Below are 24,036 nucleotides of genomic sequence, written 5' to 3'. Positions count from 1 at the left end.
ACTAAGAGAAGGCCTATGCCTATGAATATAGAAGAAATTCGATCACTATTTCCCATTACTAAAGACGCTATTTATCTGAATAGTGCTTCACAAGCACCTTTAAATACGTTGGTATACGACAGACTTCAAAAGCATTTAAAAACAGAATTAAACCCTGTTGGTAAAAAAGCATTTGACCGCAATTACATACGTAGGTTGCTTTCAAAATTATTGGGTGGTGCTCCAGAAGAATATGCATTGGTAACAAGTACTGGTGTTGGTTTAGGGATAGTAGCACAAGGTGTTGACTTAAAAAAAGGTGATAATATTGTTATCCCAGAATATGAACATTGGAATAACATTTTTCCTTGGTTACAACTAAAAGAGAAAGGTGTTGAAATTAGATTTGCCAAAACTAATGCCGATAATAGTATTGACCCTAAATCCATCGAAAAATTAGTAGATAACAACACCCAAATTATTGCCATTGCAGCTGTTCGTTTTAACAGTGGTTTCAGACCCGACCTTGCTGCAATTGGTAACATTGCACATAAGAACGGTGCTCTATTTGTAGTAGACGCGGCACAAGCTGCGGGAATGATTCCCATTGATGTAGAAAAATATCAAATAGATGTTATGGCAGGTTGCGGATTTAAATGGCTATTAGGCATGCACGGAACAGGTTTCTTATATGTTAGTAAACGAGTTATACATAAAATCACCCCCGTTTTACCAGGAATGTATGCCGCTGACACATATTTTGATAGACTTTCTTATCATGAAGATTCTAGAAAGTTTGAGACCGGTACCATTGCGTATGCACTCTTTGATGCTTGGTCTGCAGGCCTTCAATTATTGCTAGATATTGGTATCAATACTATATATGAGAAAGCCTTAGAAAATACAGACCTTCTTATTGAAGGACTCCGTGAAAAAGGATTTGAAATTGTGACACCTACAAAAAAACGAGATGAAAGAACTGCAATTGTGCATTTTAGTACCGGTTCTTTAGATACTACTAAAATACTATTCAAAAAACTCAAAATCGAAAATGTTCTAGTAACTTTACAAGCTAAGAATATAAGAGTAAGTCCTAACTTTTTTAATACAAAAACAGAAATTAAAAATTTTTTAAGTTTAGTCTCCTATTAATTTTTTAAACCTTACATCTCAAAACAAAATACACTTATGATAATAAGATATACAAAAGCACTTTTAATTATTATACTCTTAATTACCTCTTGTAAAAAAGTGAATTCAAATGAAGCTGTAGACGAGGGTAGTGTAAATAGTAATGTTTACAATAGTAAAGAAATTGGATGGACCATTACCATACCAAATGATTGGAAGGTGACTACAAAACAACAGAGTCAAAGTCATACAAATAAAGGAAAAGAGATTTTAGAAAATCAAATAGGCGATAACATTAATATCTCTGGTCTTAAAAATTTAATCGGTTTTCAAAAAAACCCATTTAACAGTTTTCAATCGACTTCAGAGCCTTTCGAAATTGAATATCCTGGCGAATGGAAAGAGAATAACATACTCTTAAAAAAATTAATGTATGATACGTACACTGATCAAGACATGAAAACAGATACGTCAGCAACAACGGTAGTTAACATTGATGGGCTTGATTTTCAAACGTATGAATTTATTATTTATGGCCCAGATGGTGAAGAAATTATTAAACAACAAATGTATAACCGATTAATTAATGGGTTTGACTTTGGTGTAAACATAAATTATAATAACGAAGCTGATAAAAAAGAAATGCTTGATGCTTGGGTCAATTCAAAATTTAAAAAATAATTTAATTATGATTAAATCCTTGTTTCAAAAACTATTTTCATCAACTAAAAAACCGAATAAAACAAATCAACACGTACCTTATGAATCCAAACTTGAAAAAGGTCAGGTTGAATCTGTTTTTGCCCCAGAATTAGAGAATCAAAAAAATTTAGTGCTGACTAAATGGAATATTAAACTAGGAGATGTTGTTAAGCCAGGAGATATTATATGTGATCTTTCTAATGACATGATACTTATGGAGTTTGAGAGTATGTTTAATGGAAAAATAATATCAATGTGTCCTTTAAATACGAAACTAAATAAGGGAACTGAACTTTTTAAGGTAGAAGGGATTAACCAACTATAGACCAAAATTGTGGTTATTGTCTTTAAAACTTCCCTCCTATTATTTGATTTGTAGAGACTAAAAGTCCGCGAAAGACCTTAACAATGCTAAAAAATTTACATTTATCGCTGTTTAAAGAAAGTTATATGCTAGTATTTTAGGTTTTTAATTAAAACAGATATGAATTCTTACTTAAAAAAATCTAAACTATTTATACAGAAAAAGAGCACAAATCTTAGTAATTAATGAAAGAAGTAAGATATTTACCAAATTGAAATTATATTTTACCTATATTTTAATATCAACAATACAGTAATTACATGTCGTCTAAAAAACCAAGTCCTATAAAATCTAGTTTGCATCCTCGAAATAAAAACAGAGAACGTTATGACTTAAGTGCATTGGTGCAGTCAAATCCTGAATTGGCAATGCATGTAAAACCAAATAAATATGGCGATGATTCTGTTGATTTTTCAAATCCCGAAGCTGTAAAAATCTTAAACAAAGGGTTGTTACATCATTATTACGGAATTAAAAATTGGGATTTCCCAGATGAAAATTTATGTCCACCCATTCCTGGAAGGGCAGATTATATCCATCATATGGCTGATTTGTTGCGTGAACATAATTTTGGAAAAATCCCAACAGGAAACAAAATTACCTGTTTAGATGTTGGTGTTGGTGCCAGTTGTATTTATCCTATATTAGGAGTGACAGAATACGGATGGAATTTTATTGGGTCTGATATTAATCCAAATTCCATACAATCTTCTCAGCAGATTGTTGATTCTAACCCATCTTTAAAAGATAAAATTACTTTTAGGTTACAAGAAAATACTAAAGATATTTTTTACGGAATTCTTACCAGAGAAGATAAGGTGGACATCACAGTATGTAATCCTCCTTTTCATGCTTCTATTGAAGATGCTCAAAGAGGCACAAAACGAAAGGTTCAAAATTTATCTGGTAAAAAAGTAAAAACACCAGAACTCAATTTTGCTGGAATTTATAATGAGTTGGTTTGTGACGGTGGCGAATCAAAATTTATCACAAATATGGTGCGTGAAAGTGAAAAATTTGCTAAAAACTGTTATTGGTTTTCAACCTTAGTATCTAAACAATCTAATCTCAATGGAATTTACAAAACATTAGATAAATACAACGCTGTAGATGTTAAAACCATCGCCATGGGCACAGGTAATAAATCGAGCCGTATTGTAGCTTGGACCTTTCTTTCTAAATTAGAACAAAAAGAATGGAAATTGACCAGATGGGCAGATAAAAAACCTTCTAAAAAGTAATTTAATCTAAAAAAATACTCCACGGATAAAATCAATATGAAAAAGTCCTTAAAAATTTTAGGGGTTCTACTTGCCCTATACCTTACATACAGCAACATTGGCCCTGTTAGATATTTAGTTGATCGTGTCTCTTTATTCGGCTTGTATGCAGATTACAACTATTTATCCGATCATACTGTTACATCAGAAAGCTATCAAATAAATAAAATTATTGATGGTAATTTAGATGGCCCTATTACCTATAACACTGCAACCCAAGAATATATTTTAACAATTTATGACTCTGATTATGATAGAAATAACGCAGGTTGGAAAACCTTATGGAAAGTTAATAAAGATGGAAAGGTAGGCGACAGTCTGAATTTTAGAGATTACATCAATAAATTAGGATATAATTTTGAAAAAGATTATTACATGGATTGGATTTATTCTGGTAATAAAGCAAAACAAGAATATCATCAAATTATAAATTATGATAGTATTGAAGCCAATGTATTTCACGAATATATAGCGAAGTCTGATATTATTATTTATGGTAATGATTATGATGACGATTACATAAATTGTTATGTAAATATTAATGATAATTGGATAGTCTTTAAGTCCGCAAAGGGTTTTGATGATTTCTATATGAACCCGTTTAAGTTTTATAAACAAGAGGAAAAAAGTTTAGATTCACTGATTGTCTTAGCAAACAAAATTGCCCCATGGCAAAAATGGAAAGATAAAAACGAACCTATATATTTAGAAAAATTTGTAGGAAAATCACCTGAACACAGCTCATTCTTTGACATCAATAACACGAGTAGATCTGGATGGAATGGTACAGGTTATTTTAGTCTTACTCATTTTGATGAAATTTTAAACTTTAAAGCATATACATTTAAATCAGGTACTTTCGGCTCCTACTTCCCTGATATCGAATTGTTTTATCCCAAAAAGGAATTTGAAAACCCGAAAAAAATTGCTTTTATTGAATTGAGAGGTAATGGCAGATCGAAAAGAGCATATAAAGAAAATGGAATTTACATTCTTAAGAGCAAAGAGTAACCCTTTCTTAAAAGTTATAAAAATAAGCTCCCTAATTCATATATAGGTTTTACACACTTCAAATGATCATTCGCTAATTATTAGTTTTTTGATATTGTAATTTCAAATAGTTTTATGTAAAATTTTAACTATGAGAAACCTTTGCTTTATAATATTATTGGCCACTTTTGTGAGCTGTACCCATTCTCAAAACAATACTAAAACTACATTACAATTTACAGATACAGTGCGTGTTCTCAATGATTTAGTAAACATCACCAATACTCAAAAACCAAGGAACTACAAAAATATAACAACATTAGATAGTGTTGCTAATTATATAAAATCTGAATTTATAAAAGTCTGTGACACTACCGCTTTTCAAAATTTTGATGTTGAAAACAAAACCTATAAAAACGTAATAGGTTCCATAGGTATTGAAAATAAAGAACGGATTATAATAGGTGCTCATTACGATGTATATGGCAACCATACTGGAGCAGATGATAATGCCAGTGGTGTTGCTGGTATTTTAGAATTGGCAAGATTATTATCAAAAGAAAAATTAAACTACCGTATCGATTTTGTCGCCTATACTTTAGAAGAGCCACCTTTTTTTAGAACCGCACAAATGGGCAGTGCCATTCACGCTCATTATCTAAATGAAAATAAGATTCCTGTTAAAGGAATGATTTGTCTAGAAATGATAGGGTACTACAATGACCAGCCCAACTCACAAGAATATCCTATCCCTGGAATGAGCTTAATTTATGGTAACAAGGCAGATTATATAACCGTTGTTCAACATAAAAACAGTGGTGAATTTAGCAATGAATTCAATCAATTATTTAAATCAAAAAAAATAATAAAAACAGAATCATTAAAAGGAAATTCCATGTTGCCTGGTGTTGATTTTTCAGATCACCTGAACTATTGGAATCTAAATTATGATGCTGTAATGATCACAAATACTGCATTTTACCGAAATAAAAATTATCATAAAAAAGGAGACTTATTATCAACCTTAAATCTTCATAAAATGGCATTGGTAATTGAACAACTCTACCTAACAATACAATCACTAAAATAAATCAGGTATTACCATTGTTATTGTTGGTACAAATGATAATTATTGATCAATAATTTAAACACAATCACTTTGAAATAGCTATAAAATCCTCTTTTACGAATCATTTGGAGCTAAAAATTAATCAAATGATTAATATGTTGACTATTTAAGCATAAGAATACTTCATTAATCACATATAAAATGTGTCATTTTTTGTGAAAAATATAATAATTACCTTTCATTACAGTTCTGAATAAAAGAAATATAACAAAAATCAAATGTTTCTTTTAGAACTACATCTAAAGTAGTATTTTTGTAACTACGTTTGTAACTATTACTTTAAAACAACATGAAGGAAATAACTAAAGAGACCTACATCAATTGGTACAAAGACATGCTTTTTTGGCGAAAGTTTGAAGATAAATTAGCAGCTGTTTATATTCAGCAAAAAGTTCGAGGTTTTTTACACCTCTATAATGGTCAAGAAGCTGTATTGGCAGGTGCCTTACACGCTATGGACTTAACAAAAGATAAGATGATTACTGCTTACCGTAATCACGTACAACCTATCGGAATGGGTGTAGATCCTAGAAGAGTTATGGCTGAGCTATACGGTAAAGAAACTGGAACTTCTCATGGTATGGGTGGTTCTATGCATATTTTTTCTAAAGAACATCGTTTTTATGGAGGTCATGGTATTGTTGGTGGTCAAATTCCATTAGGTGCAGGTATTGCTTTTGGTGATAAGTACAAAGGAAACGATGCTGTTACGCTAACATGTTTTGGTGATGGTGCTGCAAGACAAGGTTCTTTACATGAAACCTTTAATATGGCCATGTTATGGAAGCTTCCTGTAGTTTTTGTAGTAGAGAATAACGGTTATGCCATGGGTACATCCGTAAAACGTACTGCAAATCATGAAGATATTTGGAAGTTAGGCTTAGGATATGATATGCCAAGCAAGCCAGTTGATGGGATGAATCCCGTTAAAGTTGCTGAAGCGATGTATGAAGCTATTGAACATGCTAGAAAGGATGGACCATACTTCTTGGAAGTTAAAACATACAGATATAGAGGACATTCTATGAGTGATGCTCAGCATTATAGAACGAAAGATGAAGTGGCAGAGTATAAAAAAATAGATCCTATTACTCAAGTTTTAGATGTAATAAAAAAGGAAAAATATGCAACTGATGATGAAATAAAAGCATGGAACAAAGCAGTAAAAGATAAAGTAGCAGAATGTGAAAAATTTGCTGAAGAATCTCCATATCCAGATAAACAAGCATTGTATGATATGGTTTACGAACAAGAAGATTACCCTTTTGTAAAACACAAATTATAGTATACAAAAGATAAGCAAATAATAGATTACTAGATAAAAGTTTAAAATAAAATTTATGGCAACAATTATTAATATGCCCCGTTTGAGCGACACTATGGAAGAAGGTGTTGTTGCTAAATGGTTAAAAAAAGTAGGTGATAAGATCGAAGAAGGAGATATACTAGCTGAAATAGAAACGGATAAAGCTACGATGGAGTTCGAATCTTTCAATGAAGGTACTTTATTATATATTGGAATCCAAGAAGGAGAAACTTCTAAAGTAGATACTTTGTTAGCGATTATAGGTGAAGAAGGTGAAGATATATCAGACTTACTTAAAGGAGATTCAGATGCTCCTAAAGAAGATCAAAATGAAGCTGCTGTAACAGAAAAATCAGAGGTTAAAGAAGAAGAAGCGAAAGCCAGCTCAAATGCTGCAATTCCCGATGGTGCTCAGATAGTTACCATGCCTCGTTTAAGTGATACGATGACCGAAGGTACGGTTGCATCTTGGCTTAAAAAAGTTGGTGACAAAGTTCAAGAAGGTGATATTTTAGCAGAAATAGAAACTGATAAAGCCACTATGGAATTTGAATGTTTCTATGATGGTACATTATTGTACATAGGTGTTCATGAAGGAGAAACTGCTCTTGTTGATAGTGTTTTGGCTGTAATTGGTAATGAAGGTACTGATGTAACTGAATTAGTAGAAGCTATAAAAGGTGGTGCTTTTTCAAAATCAGAAGCGAAAGAAGAAGCAAAACCAGCTCCTAAAAAAGAAGAAGTAAAAGCTGCTCCACCACAAGCTCAAAAAACAGTAAGTGCACCAGCTCAAGAAGCAAATGTAACCACTTCTACTTCTGGGGGACGAATATTCGCTTCTCCATTGGCAAAAAAAATAGCACAAGAAAAAGGAATTAACCTTGCACAAGTAAAAGGTTCTGGTACTGGTGGACGTATCATCAGAAGTGATGTTGAAAACTTTACACCTAGCCAAGCTGGTTCATCTGCAATGCCATTTGTGGCAAGCGGTGAAGAAAGTTTCGATGAAATACCGAACTCGCAAATGCGTAAAGTAATTGCTCGTAGATTAGGTGAATCTAAATTTACAGCACCACATTACTATTTGAATGTAGAATTCAATATGGATAATGCGATTGCATTTAGACAACAATTCAATTCTGTACCTGACACCAAAATATCTTATAACGATATGGTTGTTAAAGCTGTAGCTTTAGCTCTAAAACAACATCCACAAGTAAATTCTCAGTGGTTTGACGATAGAATGCGTATAAATCATCATGTACATATTGGTGTAGCCGTTGCGGTTGAAGATGGATTATTGGTTCCCGTTTTAAAATTTGCCGATGAGCAAAGCTTACAACAAATTGGATCAAAAGTAAAAGAATATGCTGGGAAAGCAAGAAATAAAAAGTTAACGCCTCAAGAAATGGAAGGTAGTACTTTTACTATTTCTAATTTAGGAATGTTTGGTATAACGGACTTTACTTCAATTATAAATCAGCCAAATTCAGCTATTTTATCAGTGGGAGCAATTGTTCAAAAACCAATTGTAAAAGAAGGTCAAATTGTTGTAGGTAATACAATGAAATTAACCTTGGCATGTGACCACAGAACGGTTGACGGTGCTACTGGTGCTCAATTTTTATTAACATTAAAAGGATTTATTGAAAATCCAGTTACAATGTTGGTATAATTTATAAGTAGTAAAAATAAATATAGAAAAAGCCTGAAATTAAATATTTCAGGCTTTTTTGTTACTAATTTAACCTCTTTTTTTCCTCTTCTGCCCCTGTATCTCTTTCACGTGCGGATTTTAGTTTTTTATTTCCAAAATTTCTTGAATAGGTCAACATAAAGGTACGGTTCATAAAATCGAAGGTACTATTTGTATTCAGGTTTTGCTCAGGAACACTGTTGGTTACCTCCCATTTCATTGAATCCATCAAGTCATTGACCTTAAATCCGAGTGTACCCCATTTATCACCAAACTTTTTTTGAATCCCAAGATTTATTCCATAAATACTTTTTAACGTGGAAGTGCCTATAAAACTGTTTAAACTTGGGCTGTTATAATTTACACTAATTTCTGAAGTAAGGTTTTTTGCCATGGTAAATGACTGCGTGCAATTGATATTTATTGTATTTTTTTCAAAATTAGAAAGTGAGCCATCTACGGTATTTGAAAATTTGGTATTTGAAAATATAAAGTTGTTCTGCATTTTCCACCAGTGCGTTACGGTTATTGGAATCCCTAATGTTAAGGAGAATATTTTTGTCCTATCTATGTTTGCCGCCGCAAAAACCAATCTTTCATTTTCTTCGTCAAAAGAGGATTGAAATCTTGAAATAGTTCCATCCTCTATGGTATACTGTGCTGAAAGAATCATAGACCGGTAATTAACATCGAATTTAAAGGAATTTGAAATGGCAGGTTGGATAGAAGCATTTCCACTAAAAAAAGTGCCTGGGTCAAAGAAAATTACAAATGGAGCCATATCATTAAATGTTGGTCTAGTGATACGTCTTGAATAAGAACCATTAAAATTCAAACTATCGTTAACTTTATACGAGAGATATGCTGTTGGGAAAAATTCGCCAAAAGCCCTATCCACCACTTTACCTTGTTTGTCAGAATTCAACTCCGAGTCGGTATGTTCATATCGCAAGCCTAATTGCAGGCTTATTATGTCGTTTATGGTGTAGTCAATACTACTGTAACCAGCCAATATCCGTTCTTCTAATTTACTGATGTTGGTCAATTCAGGATCTTCGATAAAATTTTGCCCCTCAACAGTACCCACAACCACATCATTATCAAAATTATTAAAAGCTGCTTTTAGCCCTATTCCCAACTTTATTTTATCACTAATTTGACTACTATAATCGGCTTTGCCAACGGCAATGTTAATAGGGTTGTATTTATCACTTTTGGTAAATTCTTTCCTTAAAAAATTATTATTTTCATCAAAAAAACTGTTGGTATAATTTGTAGGATTTTCAATTTCATATTTTAAATAATCTAAATCAATACTGATATAAGCATCTTCTTTGAAACTATGTTTAAAGTTAATATTTGATCCAAAATGTTTATGTTGGTTTCTTTCCTTATTTAATAGTTCTATAAAAGAATTGGGACTTTCATTTAATAACTCTCGACTCATATTAGTTGCATCCATGGTCCATTTACTATCACTTGCCCAAAGTAGAAGCCCAATAACAGATTTATCGGACAGCTGATAATCTAGGCCAGACCTAATATTATGATAATTTAGATTTGGATCTCTGTCAGATACTGTGGCTACATTTACAGGAATACCATCTTCGTTCGTAAAACGCCTCTCAAATTCAAATAGTTGTCCTTGTGTTTGTCTAAAAAAAGAATAATTGCCAAAGATGTTGATTTTATTCTTTCTATAGTTAAAACTAATATTATCAGAAGTTACACTTCCGTTACCTACACCAAAAGAAAACGAATAGGAACCGTTCAGCCCAACATCTGTAAGCGTTTTTAATACGATATTTATAAATCCTGCATTCCCCTCAGCATCAAAATTAGCGGGTGGTGTGGTTATCAATTCAATGGATTCAATATTATCAGAGCTCATCCCTTGCAACATTTGCACCACACTTGATGCAGGCATATAACTTTCTTTTCCATTAATCATGACAACTACACCGTTTTTTCCGACTAAAGATATAGCGTTATTCTGTCTGTCAACAATAACACCTGGAGAACGTTCAAGCACTTCTAAAGCTGATGAACCAGTAGCAATAATACTACTAGATACATTTATAACCATCCTGTCAATTTTTTGTTCATACAATTGCTTTTTAGCCACCACTTCTACCTCATCAAGTGCCTCACCTTCAATCAAGACAAGAGGTTCCACTTTATAAGCAGTATTTAGATTAAAAGGTTTTGAATAGGCTGATTGGAATCCAACCATACTAACCATAATTAGGTATTCGCCTTGATTGATATTGTCCAAGGTGTAACTTCCGTTATTCAATGTAACAATTCCTTTCACCAATGTAGAATCTGATGATTGTAGCAATAAAACATTTGCAAATGGCAATCCGTTTCCATTCGCTTCCGATACTAAACCAGAAATGGTATATGTAGCTTGTGAAAAACAATACATTGAACACGTAAAGAGTATTAGAATTGTTAATTTCAACTTTTCCATGTTCAATGTTTTAATTTCTATTTTCCGATGTCATAATTACAACACAGAACTTTCTATTTCAATATCGGCATGTTCCCATGCCTTTTCAAATTCTTCTTTTATCTTTTTTGCTTCTCCCATTTTATCTTGAGCTTTTAAGCTATGATATAAGCCAGTTAAAGACCATCCGTTTTGTCTTAAAATATTCAAATCTTCCTTATATATTATTTCAGCTTCAGAAAATTTTCCAGCTTTCAATAGCACCGCTCCCAAATTTTGACGTGTGGGTATATGCCAAGCAGCGGGCTCAGTGTAGGTTAACCCATCTTCAAATTTTACAGCATTTTTAAGGTGTTCTATTGATGTTGAATAATCACCTTTTAATGCTGCTAACTCTCCTGCCACCACTTCAAAAGCAATATTAGCGGCATGGATGGATGCATTGTTTGCAGTGGCTACTAATGTTTCTAAATCAGGATCTTTCTTAAGTACAGCAATAGCATCCAACTCTTCTTGAGCCTCCTTTATATTCCCTTTTCTTACAAAAGCAATTCCACGAGCGTAATGCTGCATAAGACTCAAATGCTTAATTTTCGGATTAGGAGCAGGTATCGTCAAAATCTCATTCCATTTTCCAAACCGCGTATATGCTAATAACGGTGTAGCCGCAAAATCTTGTAAAAAAGTTAAGGTTTCTAATTCTCCCGTTGGTACTTTTTCAGCGGTTTTTTTGGCCGCATCTATAGCAATATCACTAGCTCCAAGTAAACTAGCTGATGACCATAAAAAATGAATGTTATGTGGGTAATAACCCAAAGGGTATATACCTTGAGCAAAACATTGTGAAATATAATCTTCATCTGCCAAAATTGCGGCTTGATTCACTTTAACAGCATCTAAATATCTTCCCACTCTAATATAAATATGTGAAGGCATATGAACAATATGACCAGCTCCTGGCATTAAAGTAACAAGCTTATCAGCACTTGCTACACCCATATCTGGATAAGGTAATTCTACCATATGGATATAGTAATGATGCCCACCAGGGTTTTCAGGTTCAAGCTCCATTGCTTTTTCAAGAGCTACTTTGGCTTCTTTAATATTTGGAGATGGATTTCCATCTTTATCCCAATAATTCCAAGGCACTGTGTTCATTATTGATGCCGCATACAAAATTTGAATATTTACATCTCCAGGATATCGTTGAACCACTTTTTTCATAGCGTTCATATAGGCCATATTCAGTTCAGCAACATCTTTTGTTAAATCAGTACTATATCTTGCAGATAATGCATTAATCAATGCTTTTTCCTTGGGACTAGCCTTAGACAATAACTGTAAGGCTTTGTCCATTGCCTCATTTATTTTTTGTTTCCGTTCACCATCTGGTAGTGGGTCATTTATATTTGGACCTAATGCAAATGCTTGTCCCCAATACGCCATGGCAGTGTTAGGGCTTAGCCGAGCCGTTTCCAAAAAAGAACGATGTCCTTCTGCATGATTGAAAGCGTAACTCAATTTCATTCCTTGATTAAAAAAGGCTTGCACCCGCTCATTTTTGGTGCTAATAGTGAAATTAAGATTTCCCAAATTTTCAAAAAGTGGAGAGATTTGTCTTGTAGTGTCTATGTCTGTCAATAAATACTTAGTTGACGTACATTTAATAAAATTTAATCCTGCCGTGGCTGGTCTCTCTGAAGTAATTTCTGAAAATGTTATATTTAAAAAATAAGCTATTGGCAATAGCATAAAGCTAAATAAAATATAATTTATTTTTGTTTTCATAATTTTATATTAATCAATTAATTACAATATATTAAGATGCTGTAGTTTATTTTACGCTAATCAAATTCCAAATAAGTATCGAAGAAAGGTAGCATATCGTTTAAAGCTCTTCCATCATCGGTCCATAGTTTATTTCCATGTGTTCCAATATATTCTTCTGCATAATGATTGACTCCCCAATTTTCCAACTTTTGACTAAAAATTCGACAAGTTAAAGGAATATGTGGGCTCCATTCATTTCTTCCCCAGTCCAATTTTAAAGCCTTGAGCATTCTTAAACTTTCAACATATTTATCTGCCATTCCAATAACTGATTTTTTATGCCATAGCTCCAACACTTCATTATTGATAATCAAGCTGTCTCCTTTATAGGTAAATGGTAGATCTGCATAAAAAGGCGGGTTATTTAGGTTTGGAGAATAAGTACGCCCCATTGCTACTATTGCATTTGGATAAAACTTATCCCATCCAGTAACCAATTCTTCCCTTGTTTTAATTTCTTGAACTCGTTTATATACCTCTCCCTTAATACCAATTTCTTTTGCAATGCCCAAAGTTGCTGGTGAAAGGGCATATACGCTTGAAAAAACGTGGGGAAAAAGCATTCCCATCTTTATCGCCCCCTGTCCGCCCATGGAATGACCTGCAACACCACGGCTTTCCCAATTGGGCAACGTCCTATACTTTTTATCAATAAAAGTAACTAAGTCGATACCTGTGAAATCGGCCCATTTTCCTGTCAAGGATGAATTAGTATACCAACTTCCCCGATATAGAGTATGTTCATCTGGCATAACTACAATAACAGGTTTTATAATTCCTTTAATTATTGCTTTATCCAACAATTTATCAAAATGGTCATAAGCAACTTGAAGGCTATCACTCCATGTGAATCCATGCAAATAATAGATTACAGGATACCGATTAGTTGTTTCATCATAATCTGGTGGAAGATAAATTGTTACCCTCCTGGTTGGATTTTCTCCTCCATTATTTTCCAAAGACTTGGAATAGAGGCGGTCATAAATAACTTTGCCAGACATATTTTGTCCCTGAACCGAATATAACATTGACATTATGAATAACACTGATAGTAAATATTTCATAATTTTTTTTTGTTGAGTTAAACATGTTTTATAGTATAACATTTCCAATTAGGAAATTCAGCTGTTATTAAGGGTTTTCCATTAATTAATAAGTCTAATTCTCTTTTTTTACCTTAACTTAGTTTCTTCATAATTAATTTAATAGTCAAATCATTTAGGACGAGGATGGGTTATAATTGTCCCAAAGCCCTCTCAAATTCTTCTTTTAACTTTCTTGCTCGTTCTTCAATGGCGAATGGTGTTCACTTACTATTTTCCATCCTTTGTCAGTTTTAACAAACAACAAGCTAATCTGATCATTAACAACAACGAGATCCTCTCCGAATTTCAATTGAAAATCGGAATGAAATGTAACATTAGCGACGTCTCCATAAACTGCAATTTGCATGTCTTTTGCATCAAACTTTACAACTTCGGTAACACCCCCAAAAACTTCACGCTCATAAGTTTCATTTGCCTCTGCCCCATTACGTGGTGCACCATCTTTAAATTCAGTAAACTTTGGTCCATAGGCATGGAAAGAAATTAATTTATCCATATCACCATCCTTTAAACTTTGTGCAATGGCTCCAAAGGTTTCCACAATTTCCTTTTTTGCTTCTGGAAACTCATCTTGTACTAAATCAATTTTAACTTCTTCAACTGCTACTTTTTGTTCTTTTTCCTTTTCCTTTTCTTTACATCCTATTATTAATAATCCGAAAATAATAATTGATGCTAATGTTAGTTTTGTTTTCATAAATAGTAAGTTTTATATAGTTTGTAAAATTGGTTATTGGATTCTTAAGGATATTAAACTAATTATTATCAATTTAATAATCAAGTCATTTAGGACGGAACTATATTATAATTGTCCAAAAGTCATCTAATAATTATCAGGTTGGTTAATTCATATCTTCAAAATATCAACATAGATTCAAAACAACCGCATTCAACTTTTTTTAATTTTTGTAAATGGAATTATCATTGGCACCTCTTTTTGATACGTTTCATACTCTTCTCCAATTAACTTTTTTAAATCTTTTTCTTCTAAGAATTTGACCGCAACGAAGATATATGCTGTGGTTACAACTGCGAATAAAAGCCGTCCAGCTGTCATCGTTGGAGCCGCCCAAAAGGCGATAATAAAGCCCAACATCATTGGATGTCTTATTAATTTGTAAAAATAATTTATCTGGAAAGGTGGATAGGTCAATTTTCGGTCTTTAAAATTCTCATAAATCTGGGTAAGTCCAAATAGCTCAAAATGACTGATCATAAAGGTTGATAAGAGTACTATTAACCAACCTGAATAAAACATAACGGTTATAATAGATGCGATTGTACCTTCAGTTTCCCAGATAATTTCCGTCATAGGTTGCCATTTCCAATACATCAACAATAGAATAAGGCTAGATAGTAAAACAAATGTACTGCGTTCAATAGCGGGATTTACATAATTACTCAACCACTTTTTAAAGGCAGGACGTGCCATTATAGTATGCTGAATGGCAAATAGGCTAAGCAAACCAATATTTATAAGGGCAGATTGTAATAACGGACCTTCCACCCCTGAATCAATTGATTTAGGGACAACAATGTTTCCAACAAAGCCAATAGCATATAAAAAGGCAATTAGGAAAATGATGTAAGCTACGATTCCGTAAAGGACGACGAGTATTTTGTTCATATTATTTATGGTTTAATGGTTTGTATAAATTGATTTATTTATCACAATGTTAAAATATAATACAAGAAACTACTTTCATTATTTCGTCATTAACTAGTAGTATTTGTGAATACCTCATGTCTAGTTCTCGATTTTCACAAAACTGCTTTTCTGAAAAGCAATAACTTCCGCTGCTTTATTCTGTATTGCAACATTTTTATGTTTTAGCATTTTTTTTAAGTATATAGAGACTTGTTTATAGTTAATTAGACTCAAAGCAGAAACCGCTTCAATCTTTACTTTTTCGGAAGTTTGAGAACTCTCAACCAAAGACTTAATAAATGGTAAAATTAAAGTTGACCCAGTATTACCCAGCACTAAAAGGTGTTGAATTGTATCTTTTTCAAATTTCATTTCTTCGATAAGGTATCTAGTTAATGTTTTAGCTTTCAAAGAATCCATTTTCAAAAATTGTTTTGCCATTCCTCCAAGTGTTAATTGTGCCGTTGATTTAATAAAATTATTTTGAGTGACTTTTTTCTCAAATGCTAATGATTTAATGATATCTGTTGCCTCACTGGTTGGCTTAGAAGTTGTTGCCAATGCAGGTAGCAATTCTTCTAACACTTCTTCATTTGTATTGTTAATCTCTATAATTTGAGCCATAGCATTTGTAGCACCCTCTGTTTCTGTTATTGATAATGCTTTTAAAAGTACCTTAGAAATGGTAGCGTTAAAGGATTCATTTTTTAGAAAAAAAACTGCTTTTTTACATGTTTCAGGTTCTAAATAATACATAGCACTCAATTTTTCAATTAAAACATCTTCTTCTTTCTTTGTTAAGCTTTTCGCAGATAACCTTTGGAGTAATTGCTGCCAATTATCAGAGCCCAATATTCCGGCATAAACCATTTTAGTTATTTTTTCTGATGAAATAGGAGCACTTATTGTTGTTTTGTTCTTGTACCTACTTGAAGTTTTATTTTTTAAAAACTCATTAATTGCTCTCTTTTTCACCTTAACTACTGATAATAACACAATAGATAATTTAGTACCAGAAGCACTTATCGTATCTGCATTATTAAGCACTACTTGTGCTTCTGATGTATTAATAGATTTAATTATACCATCATCATCATCGGTCTCTATCGTCGTTTTATTATCAGTATAAATATTTTGATTTTTCCTTTTTGACTTATATTTCAGGTACTTATCAATTTCTTTTTCATAAACCCTACCTTTTAAGTTCGATTCTAAAATTCGATAATTGGCTGTGTATGTTCCATTTGTATTTTCCTCTGTAGTTCTCCAACTTTTAGCTTTTTCTACTGGTAATACAAACTGTGTTCTACTAATAATATCTTTGAGAATTCCAATTGCCATTTCAGTCATTGATGAGTCGGTACTAATTAATCCTATTTTCCCATGATTATTCATTTCAACATATACTGGTTTTACTAATTCTTTGCTAATAAATTTAGTATCTGTAATTAGCCCTCCACTTTTAAGAATAAAGGATGGATTAATTAATTGGTAACAAACCAACTTACCTTCAGTATCTTGTTTTAAAATTGTTTGAGTCAAATTACTTCTTACAGTTACTTCTGCATCTTGTAAAGTCTCACTTTCAAAAAATGATTTCTCAGCATTTACGGTGTCTGAACTATATAGTCTATTTATATCATTAAATCCAAAATTTTCAGAATTGTATATGTAATTAAACTGATTTGAAGAATTAATCACCTTACTCCCTTTACATCTAACGAATATTAGACATAAAAAAAGTAGGCAACCAAAAAATTGTAGTATCTTTTTCATGATTCTTTTAACCTCATGTTTAATTTCCTATTATAACAAGTTCTTCATCATATTTGGCAATATTTGCTAATGTGTATGTTGCACTTCCTTGATCAACAGTTCCGGAGGAGCTAAAGCCATCCCAATCAAATAAATTGTGCTTATAACGTTTACAATCTCCACCATAAATGGGTACAAATTCAGGTACACATACTTCTGCATAAGCATTAAGTGAACCTTTTAAAATATTAATATCATATCCAAAATAATGATTGATGCCAACTACTATCTGTTCAGAATTTTGATTAAAAATTCCAGAATATGCTTGTAGTTCTAATTCACCTTTTATAAAGGATAATGTTCCTTCAACACCACCTCCAAATACCTTCAAGAATTCAATACCTGCTTTACCATAGCCTTCCAAGTTCACAATTGGTTTTCCTTTAACCATTGCTACTGTTCTATGAATTTCACCGTTATATTCAAAACCAACTTCTCCTCTGATACCAACAAGGCCAACAAAGTCTATTCCCGCAACTATTGGCACTTCTATCTCAAAAGAATTATCAAAACTTTTAGCATGTACTTTTGAAAATGAAGCTTGTTGTGAATGTAAAGTACTTTTATTAAAAATTGTTGTTCCAAGAATTTTTACTTGCATATTTGCCCTCATCTTTTTAGATTCATTAGATGGCACATAGAACCCACATGATGCATTGAGTATATCCATAGAATTCTCTCTGAGCGTACCTTTTACTTTTCCTGTTGCAGAAACATTAAACTCTGACTTATTTTTTTCTGGATTTTTAGGGTCAAAAGGATAAATTTTTGCGTAACGATGTAATGTTCCTTCTATACTTGCTTGAAACGTTTTAGGGTTACCAAAATTCCAATTAGCTCTTTTATCAGAAGGCTTGTATTCTGAAATTGGAGAAAGATTCCCTATTTGTTTTGGTTTAATATTTATGAATCTTCTAGCACCTTTTTGCTTTTTCGCTTTTATAGTACCTGACTCCGTTAAATAATTGTATTTATTAACCTCTATTTTTTCACGTTCAGTATACATACTAAATGGCTTTAGGGTAATTGTCTTTGTTCGTCCTCCAGAAGTTGACGATTCGATTTTTACTTTTTTTTCTAAACTCATATAGTTTTTAAGTACAGTTCCCTTTTTCAATACACCTTTAGATCTTGGAACCATTTTTCTTTTACCATCTAAATATGCACTACTTGTTACTGTTTTTGAAATTATTGGTGAAGTCTTATTACGCAACGAATATCCCTTAGCGTTAAGTTTTTTTTCTATCTCATTTAGTTCATTTATAACCTCTTGGGCAGTTGCTGCCTTACCATTTTTTAACACAATTCTTTTTCCAGATGAAATGGCTCTTCCTTTATCATCTTCTAATTTAAACGGTACGAACTTAATTTTGGACTTTGTTTCACCTTTCCAATTTGGATCATTTACTGTTATTTTTACCGATTTCATATTAGATTTCTCAGTTTTTGTTCTTTTTGCTTCCGCCTTCAACCTTGTAAAAGGATCATCTCCTCCTTTATTTCTATGATCACGTGTAACTTGCGACTGCATAGATGCACTAAAGACTAAAATACCTATGGCCATCACTATTAGGTTTCTTTTTGATTTTAAAATCGTTTCTATTTTCATAATTATAAATTTATTAGTTAAAAAATTTTAAGAATTTATAAGTTGTTAAAAGTGTTAACTTTAGCACTTATGGTTTTCGAATAGATTAAAATGGATTATTATTACCCTCTTTAATAGTATTTGGATAGGGTATAGGTATTGGATAAACAACAGGGATTTCTTTTGGTTTTACTAATTTCTCTTCAATCTCAGCATTATACTTTGCTGAGCTATCAACGACATCGCAAATAATCAAACAATCTTTTGAAGTCTCCTCTTTAAGATAAAGACAAAGTGTTGTACAGTTTAAGTAGGTCTTTTTACTTTCTTTTTTTAATGATTTTTTTTTGTATTCAGTTTTGTCTTTAACGCTACCAAATTTAATTATCTCACCCTTTTTTATAGTTACATATAATGAATTACCAGATTTCGTCTTATGTATCGAATTATCCCCGTCATTCAAATTTTGCGTTATAGTAATTGTATTTATCTTACCTGTTACTTTAAATGTGGGATGTGCATTTTTAATTTCGGTTCTTTTGCCAAAAATGGCATCTGCTTCATCGAAATAGACTATTTGACTTTTAGTTCTATGATCACGTACCACCTGTGCCTGTAAAGACAACAAATATGTTGAAGCAAATATTGCCGTAGCAATGCAAATCAGATTTGTTTTTGACCTTGGTACTTTTGTAGTTTCCATAACTCTATTTTAATAGTAGAGCTAAAGTAAAGTACATTGATTTTTAATACTTGTACTATTTGTTCAAAGCTTAGGAATAATTATGTATTGGGAAAGAAAAGCGTGTACTATTATTGCATTGGAGCATGAAAAACACAAATAGTTTACTAAAAATCAGCTATTTATTAATTTCGCTAGGTGCAAAGCCAAATTCATCCTTAAAGGCTCTACTAAACCAGGATGGATCGTTAAAACCGACCTCATAAGCAATTTCAGAAATGGTTTTGTCTGTAGTTTGAATTAATTCTTTCGCTCTTTGCAATCTGACAGAACGGATAAAAACCGCAGTAGATTTATCTGTAATGGCCTTCAATTTTCTATAGACTTGCGACTCGCTTAAATTCAACTTACTTGCCAGATTAACGGAACCAAATTCAGAATTACTAATATCCTCATTTATAAATTGTTTTACCTTATGAAGAAATTTAGATTCTGGACTTTCTATTTGTTTATCTAAAAATGAGTTTAAGCCCTCTTTTTGAAGTTTGTCACTTAGTTTTTTTCGGAGTAAAACCAATTGATCTAATCGAATGAATAATTCCTTTTCATTAAAAGGTTTAGCCAAATAGGCATCAGCTCCGTGCAGTAGTCCGGTCAAACGGTCTTCTGTTGTAACCATGGCGGTTAAGAGTACTATTGGTATGTGATCTGTTCGTTCATCTGTTTTTAGTGTTGCACAGACTTCAAAACCATCTTTACCAGGCATCATTACATCACTTACAATAATGTCCGGTATATTTTCGTAAGCCAATTCTATTCCTATATCTCCATTTATCGCATGTATTGTTCGATACTTCCCTTTAAGACAAGTATTTAAATAATGGGCTACATCTTCATTATCCTCAATAATTAAAACCAATGGAAGCATAGAAGTCTCATTTGAAACTATTGGTTTTAAAATTATGTGATTCGTTTCCTTTTTTACGGGTAGTTCAACTGCTATTTTAGCATCTACTGTTTTAATGGCATTATTTTTTATGGGAAGTTGAACTATAAAGGTACTTCCTTTACCTAAAGTACTTGCTACATCTATTGTTCCGTTCATTAATTCTACAAACTCTTTTACTAAAGAAAGCCCAATACCTGTTCCTTCTTGATATTTTTCGGATTCATTATCTACCTGATAAAAACGTTCGAACAAATGGACAACATCCTCTTGGGCTAGTCCTAAACCATTATCCTGAACCTTTATAATGAATACTTGCTTATCATCGCTTTGGATTTTATTAAGATGCACTACTATTTTTCCATTAACTGATGTAAATTTTATTGCATTTGAAAGTAAATTAGACACAATGGATGCCATCTTATTAACATCAATATCCATTTCTAACGTATCAATTTCAGAATAAACGGTGAGGTTTATTTTCTTGCTTTCTGCTAAAGAATGAAAGCTTTCACTCAAATATTTCACAAACGGAATGACGTCGACCTGTATTAATTTTAATTCCATAGTACCACTTTCTACCTTTGCTAAATCCAGTAAATCGTTCACTAATAATAATAAATTTTTACCATTGCGTTCTATCATCTCTAATGATTGAACTGATTTACTTTTATTTTTTAAATCTGATTTTAATGAATTTGTCATACCAAGAATTACAGTAAGCGGTGTTCTGAATTCATGTGTAATATTAGCGTAAAGACTGTTTTTTAGCTCGCTTACTTCTTTTAATCTATTGCTCTCATTTATAGCTAATTTCTTTGACAGTTGAAAACGATAAAATCTATCCGCAAAAAGAATTGCTATAGCTGCATAGATAGTGTAAGCCCACCAAGTTGACCACCATGGAGAAAGTATTGTAATATTCATCTCTAACGGAAGCTGGTTCCACTCTACCCCTCTTGAAAAGCCATTAACCTGTAAGGTATATTTTCCTGATGGTAAATTTAAAAACTGAATTTCTGGATCTTTTAAATTATTCCACTCAGTATCATTTGGAAGTAATTTGTATCTATACTCTACACTTTTATTTATTCTAAAATCTATAGAAGAAAACTGAATAAAAAAAGGAAATTGGTCATGTTTAAACTCCAAATGGTCTGTACTTTGTAATGACTGTTTTAAAAGAGTGTTTGATTTATTTTGAACACTAATATCTTCACTTTTTACTTTTAGATTAGCAAAATACAATTTTTGGGCGATGTCTATTTCATCTAATTCAGTAGGATTGAAATAAGTAACACCGCCAATTCCACCAAGGTAAATAACACCTTCCTTATCCTTGAACTTAGCATGAATATCAAACTCTTTACTCTGAATGCCATCTTCAACACCATATTGTTTAAAACTATTATCATTAGGGTTAAACTTCACGATGCCTTCATTTGTACCTAACCAAAGATTATCATTAACATCATCTTGAATACTATATACCACAGCATTACTAAACTGATTTTGAGTTGTCCATGATTTAAAATTATTATTACCTAGATATTCACTAAAACCATTTCTTGTACCTACCCAAATGCGATTATTTTTATCAATTAAAATATCATAAACCGAATTATGAGTTAGGGAGTTTTTATCATTTTGAATTTTTGAAAAGTTTGAAAATATTGGATTTTCGTACATTCGCTCTTCAAAACTTAATTTTGAAAGACCTCCTTGAGTTCCAATCCAGATGTTATTTTCTTTGTCTTTTCTTAGACAATTTACAAAATCATTTTTCATTGAATTATTATCTCCCTTTTTGTTGCGATACCTAAAAATATTATACTTCTTATCATTAAAATATTCTAAACGAAAAATACCTTGACCATAGGTGGCTCCCCAAAGATTATTATTCTTATCAAGTATTATGTCTTTTAAAAAATCAGCATTAATTGAATTCACATTTTCAGGATTATGGTGAAAAACAAAAAATTTAGGATAATTGGGATTAAATGTCTTTAAATCAATCATATTTAAACCTCTAGTCGTTGCAAACCACATTCTTTGATTAATTGAATCTTTGACAATTGCCCGAACTACCCCACCTGAAATCCCATTCGAATTATTCTGATTTTCAGTGAAATAATAGGATTTCCTATTTCGAATTAAATTCAATCCTCCATCTGAAGTTCCGACCCATAAATCATCTTTCTCTTTAAAAATTGAAAAAATCACATTGTCATTAAGTAAATGACTTCCCTTCATGTTTTTTGAAATATTCTTAAAATAAGGCTCTGTTAAATCAACCAAATTAAGATAATTTGCTGTGCCAACTAACATTTGATCTTTTGAAATTTTAAGTAATGCTTGAACAGTTCCATTACTTAAACCTTCTTTTGAGTCGTTAGAATATAAAATCTTATTTATAACGATATTATTAATCCAATCAAATAAATAAACTCCATTACCAGTTCCAATCCAAACACTTCTTTCGTCATTTTTAAGAAAGGCAATTACGTGTTTCGTAAAACGATTATCCTCTTTCTGGAGCTCAAATAAACTTGCTTTCCTTTTGTTGATATCATAAATATAAAAGCCGAAATCACTACCTATAAGTAACTTATTCTCAACTTTGTGAAAAGCTTGCACATTACCTTCTACGTGTAATTCTGGTACTTTGCTTGAAATCTTGTTATGAGATAGGTTTAACTTATATATATTTCCAGTTGATTCTCCAGCCCACAGCACATTTTCTTCATCAATCAGCAATCCATTTATGGTTTTATTTGATAAATAGCTTTCTTGCTGAAAAGCACTATCACTTATTGGACTTAATTTATGAAGCCCTGATATTCGGGAGCTAATCCATATATTATGATCTTGATCTTGATCTATCCCTGAAATAATCTCATTATCACTTAAAGAATTTTCCAGCTTTATTCTATGAAAAATATCGAATTTGGGATTATAAAAACTTAAACCGTTACCAATAGTACCCACCCATATCTTTCCTGTTACATCTTCATGTAATTTATTGATCAGATTGCCAGAAATAGTCAATGAATCTTGTTCATCATGATTAAAGTGCTCAAACTTATTTCCATCAAACCTATTCAATCCATCTTGTGTTGCAATCCACACAAATCCATTTTTATCTAATATCAAATCATTTGAAGATACTTGCGATAGACCATCTTCTAATGTGTAATACTTAATTCGTTGATGCTGTGATTGTGAAAAAGAAATATTATGAATGAAGAAAAATGCTAGTATTAATACATAATAGTAAAAGTGATTTTTGATTAATTTACGAATGTCATTTCGGAAATGGCACATTGGTTTAAAATGATATATTTAAATCTTATACAAGTTTTGATTTGCCTTACATTAGCAACTAATTTTAC

Annotated in this window: 17 protein-coding genes; 8 read left to right on the top strand and 9 right to left on the bottom strand. The window is 32.0% G+C overall.

What is annotated here, in order from left to right; all coding sequences use genetic code 11:
• Nucleotides 1-15 precede the first annotated feature (15 nt).
• From JBL43_RS18940 to JBL43_RS18905, 8 genes are all read left to right on the top strand, one after another.
• Nucleotides 16-1,131: an aminotransferase class V-fold PLP-dependent enzyme gene (locus JBL43_RS18940; RefSeq protein WP_233098835.1), complete on the top strand. Its 1,116-nt coding sequence runs from the start codon at nucleotides 16-18 to the stop codon at nucleotides 1,129-1,131.
• Nucleotides 1,132-1,167: 36 nt separating this feature from the next.
• Nucleotides 1,168-1,791, top strand: coding sequence for a hypothetical protein (locus JBL43_RS18935; RefSeq protein ID WP_198842935.1), 624 nt, complete (start codon nucleotides 1,168-1,170; stop codon nucleotides 1,789-1,791).
• A 7-nt stretch (nucleotides 1,792-1,798) separates the two neighbouring features.
• On the top strand, nucleotides 1,799-2,137 hold the full coding sequence (locus JBL43_RS18930) for a biotin/lipoyl-containing protein (protein ID WP_198842934.1): 339 nt from the start codon (nucleotides 1,799-1,801) through the stop codon (nucleotides 2,135-2,137).
• Nucleotides 2,138-2,436: 299 nt separating this feature from the next.
• Nucleotides 2,437-3,417, top strand: a complete 981-nt coding sequence (rlmF, locus tag JBL43_RS18925) for a 23S rRNA (adenine(1618)-N(6))-methyltransferase RlmF (RefSeq protein ID WP_198842933.1) — start codon at nucleotides 2,437-2,439, stop codon at nucleotides 3,415-3,417.
• A 36-nt stretch (nucleotides 3,418-3,453) separates the two neighbouring features.
• The gene (locus tag JBL43_RS18920; protein ID WP_198842932.1) at nucleotides 3,454-4,467 is read left to right on the top strand and encodes a hypothetical protein; all 1,014 of its coding nucleotides are present in this window, start codon (nucleotides 3,454-3,456) and stop codon (nucleotides 4,465-4,467) included.
• A gap of 130 nt (nucleotides 4,468-4,597) precedes the next feature.
• The gene (locus tag JBL43_RS18915) at nucleotides 4,598-5,536 is read left to right on the top strand and encodes a M28 family peptidase (RefSeq protein ID WP_198842931.1); all 939 of its coding nucleotides are present in this window, start codon (nucleotides 4,598-4,600) and stop codon (nucleotides 5,534-5,536) included.
• Nucleotides 5,537-5,864: 328 nt separating this feature from the next.
• Nucleotides 5,865-6,860: a pyruvate dehydrogenase (acetyl-transferring) E1 component subunit alpha gene (gene pdhA, locus JBL43_RS18910; RefSeq protein ID WP_198842930.1), complete on the top strand. Its 996-nt coding sequence runs from the start codon at nucleotides 5,865-5,867 to the stop codon at nucleotides 6,858-6,860.
• 55 nt (nucleotides 6,861-6,915) lie between these two features.
• Nucleotides 6,916-8,556: a pyruvate dehydrogenase complex dihydrolipoamide acetyltransferase gene (locus tag JBL43_RS18905; protein ID WP_198842929.1), complete on the top strand. Its 1,641-nt coding sequence runs from the start codon at nucleotides 6,916-6,918 to the stop codon at nucleotides 8,554-8,556.
• Between the two features lie 64 nt (nucleotides 8,557-8,620).
• Here the strand turns inward: JBL43_RS18905 and JBL43_RS18900 are convergent, their stop codons facing one another.
• From JBL43_RS18900 to JBL43_RS18860, 9 genes are all read right to left on the bottom strand, one after another.
• Nucleotides 8,621-11,050, bottom strand: coding sequence for a TonB-dependent receptor (locus JBL43_RS18900; RefSeq protein WP_198842928.1), 2,430 nt, complete (start codon nucleotides 11,048-11,050; stop codon nucleotides 8,621-8,623).
• A gap of 36 nt (nucleotides 11,051-11,086) precedes the next feature.
• Complete coding sequence (locus tag JBL43_RS18895) at nucleotides 11,087-12,817, bottom strand: tetratricopeptide repeat protein (protein ID WP_198842927.1); 1,731 nt, start codon at nucleotides 12,815-12,817, stop codon at nucleotides 11,087-11,089.
• Between the two features lie 56 nt (nucleotides 12,818-12,873).
• The gene (locus JBL43_RS18890; RefSeq protein ID WP_198842926.1) at nucleotides 12,874-13,860 is read right to left on the bottom strand and encodes an alpha/beta hydrolase; all 987 of its coding nucleotides are present in this window, start codon (nucleotides 13,858-13,860) and stop codon (nucleotides 12,874-12,876) included.
• A 268-nt stretch (nucleotides 13,861-14,128) separates the two neighbouring features.
• Nucleotides 14,129-14,662, bottom strand: a complete 534-nt coding sequence (locus JBL43_RS18885; RefSeq protein WP_198842925.1) for a nuclear transport factor 2 family protein — start codon at nucleotides 14,660-14,662, stop codon at nucleotides 14,129-14,131.
• 192 nt (nucleotides 14,663-14,854) lie between these two features.
• Nucleotides 14,855-15,592 (bottom strand): methanethiol S-methyltransferase, encoded by a 738-nt coding sequence (mddA, locus tag JBL43_RS18880; protein WP_198842924.1) that lies wholly within the window; start codon nucleotides 15,590-15,592, stop codon nucleotides 14,855-14,857.
• A gap of 120 nt (nucleotides 15,593-15,712) precedes the next feature.
• Entirely contained in the window at nucleotides 15,713-17,314 is a 1,602-nt protein-coding gene (locus tag JBL43_RS18875; protein ID WP_198842923.1) for a hypothetical protein, read from the bottom strand.
• A 94-nt stretch (nucleotides 17,315-17,408) separates the two neighbouring features.
• The gene (locus tag JBL43_RS18870; RefSeq protein WP_198842922.1) at nucleotides 17,409-19,037 is read right to left on the bottom strand and encodes a hypothetical protein; all 1,629 of its coding nucleotides are present in this window, start codon (nucleotides 19,035-19,037) and stop codon (nucleotides 17,409-17,411) included.
• Nucleotides 19,038-19,122: 85 nt separating this feature from the next.
• Nucleotides 19,123-19,719, bottom strand: a complete 597-nt coding sequence (locus JBL43_RS18865; protein ID WP_198842921.1) for a hypothetical protein — start codon at nucleotides 19,717-19,719, stop codon at nucleotides 19,123-19,125.
• A 157-nt stretch (nucleotides 19,720-19,876) separates the two neighbouring features.
• Nucleotides 19,877-23,968 (bottom strand): hybrid sensor histidine kinase/response regulator transcription factor, encoded by a 4,092-nt coding sequence (locus JBL43_RS18860; protein ID WP_198842920.1) that lies wholly within the window; start codon nucleotides 23,966-23,968, stop codon nucleotides 19,877-19,879.
• Nucleotides 23,969-24,036 lie beyond the last annotated feature (68 nt).

Source organism: Aureibaculum flavum (assembly GCF_016406085.1).
GTDB lineage: Bacteria > Bacteroidota > Bacteroidia > Flavobacteriales > Flavobacteriaceae > Aureibaculum > Aureibaculum flavum.
The sequence above is the reverse complement of the archived record's forward strand: the minus strand, read 5'-3'. Positions and strand labels throughout refer to the sequence as shown.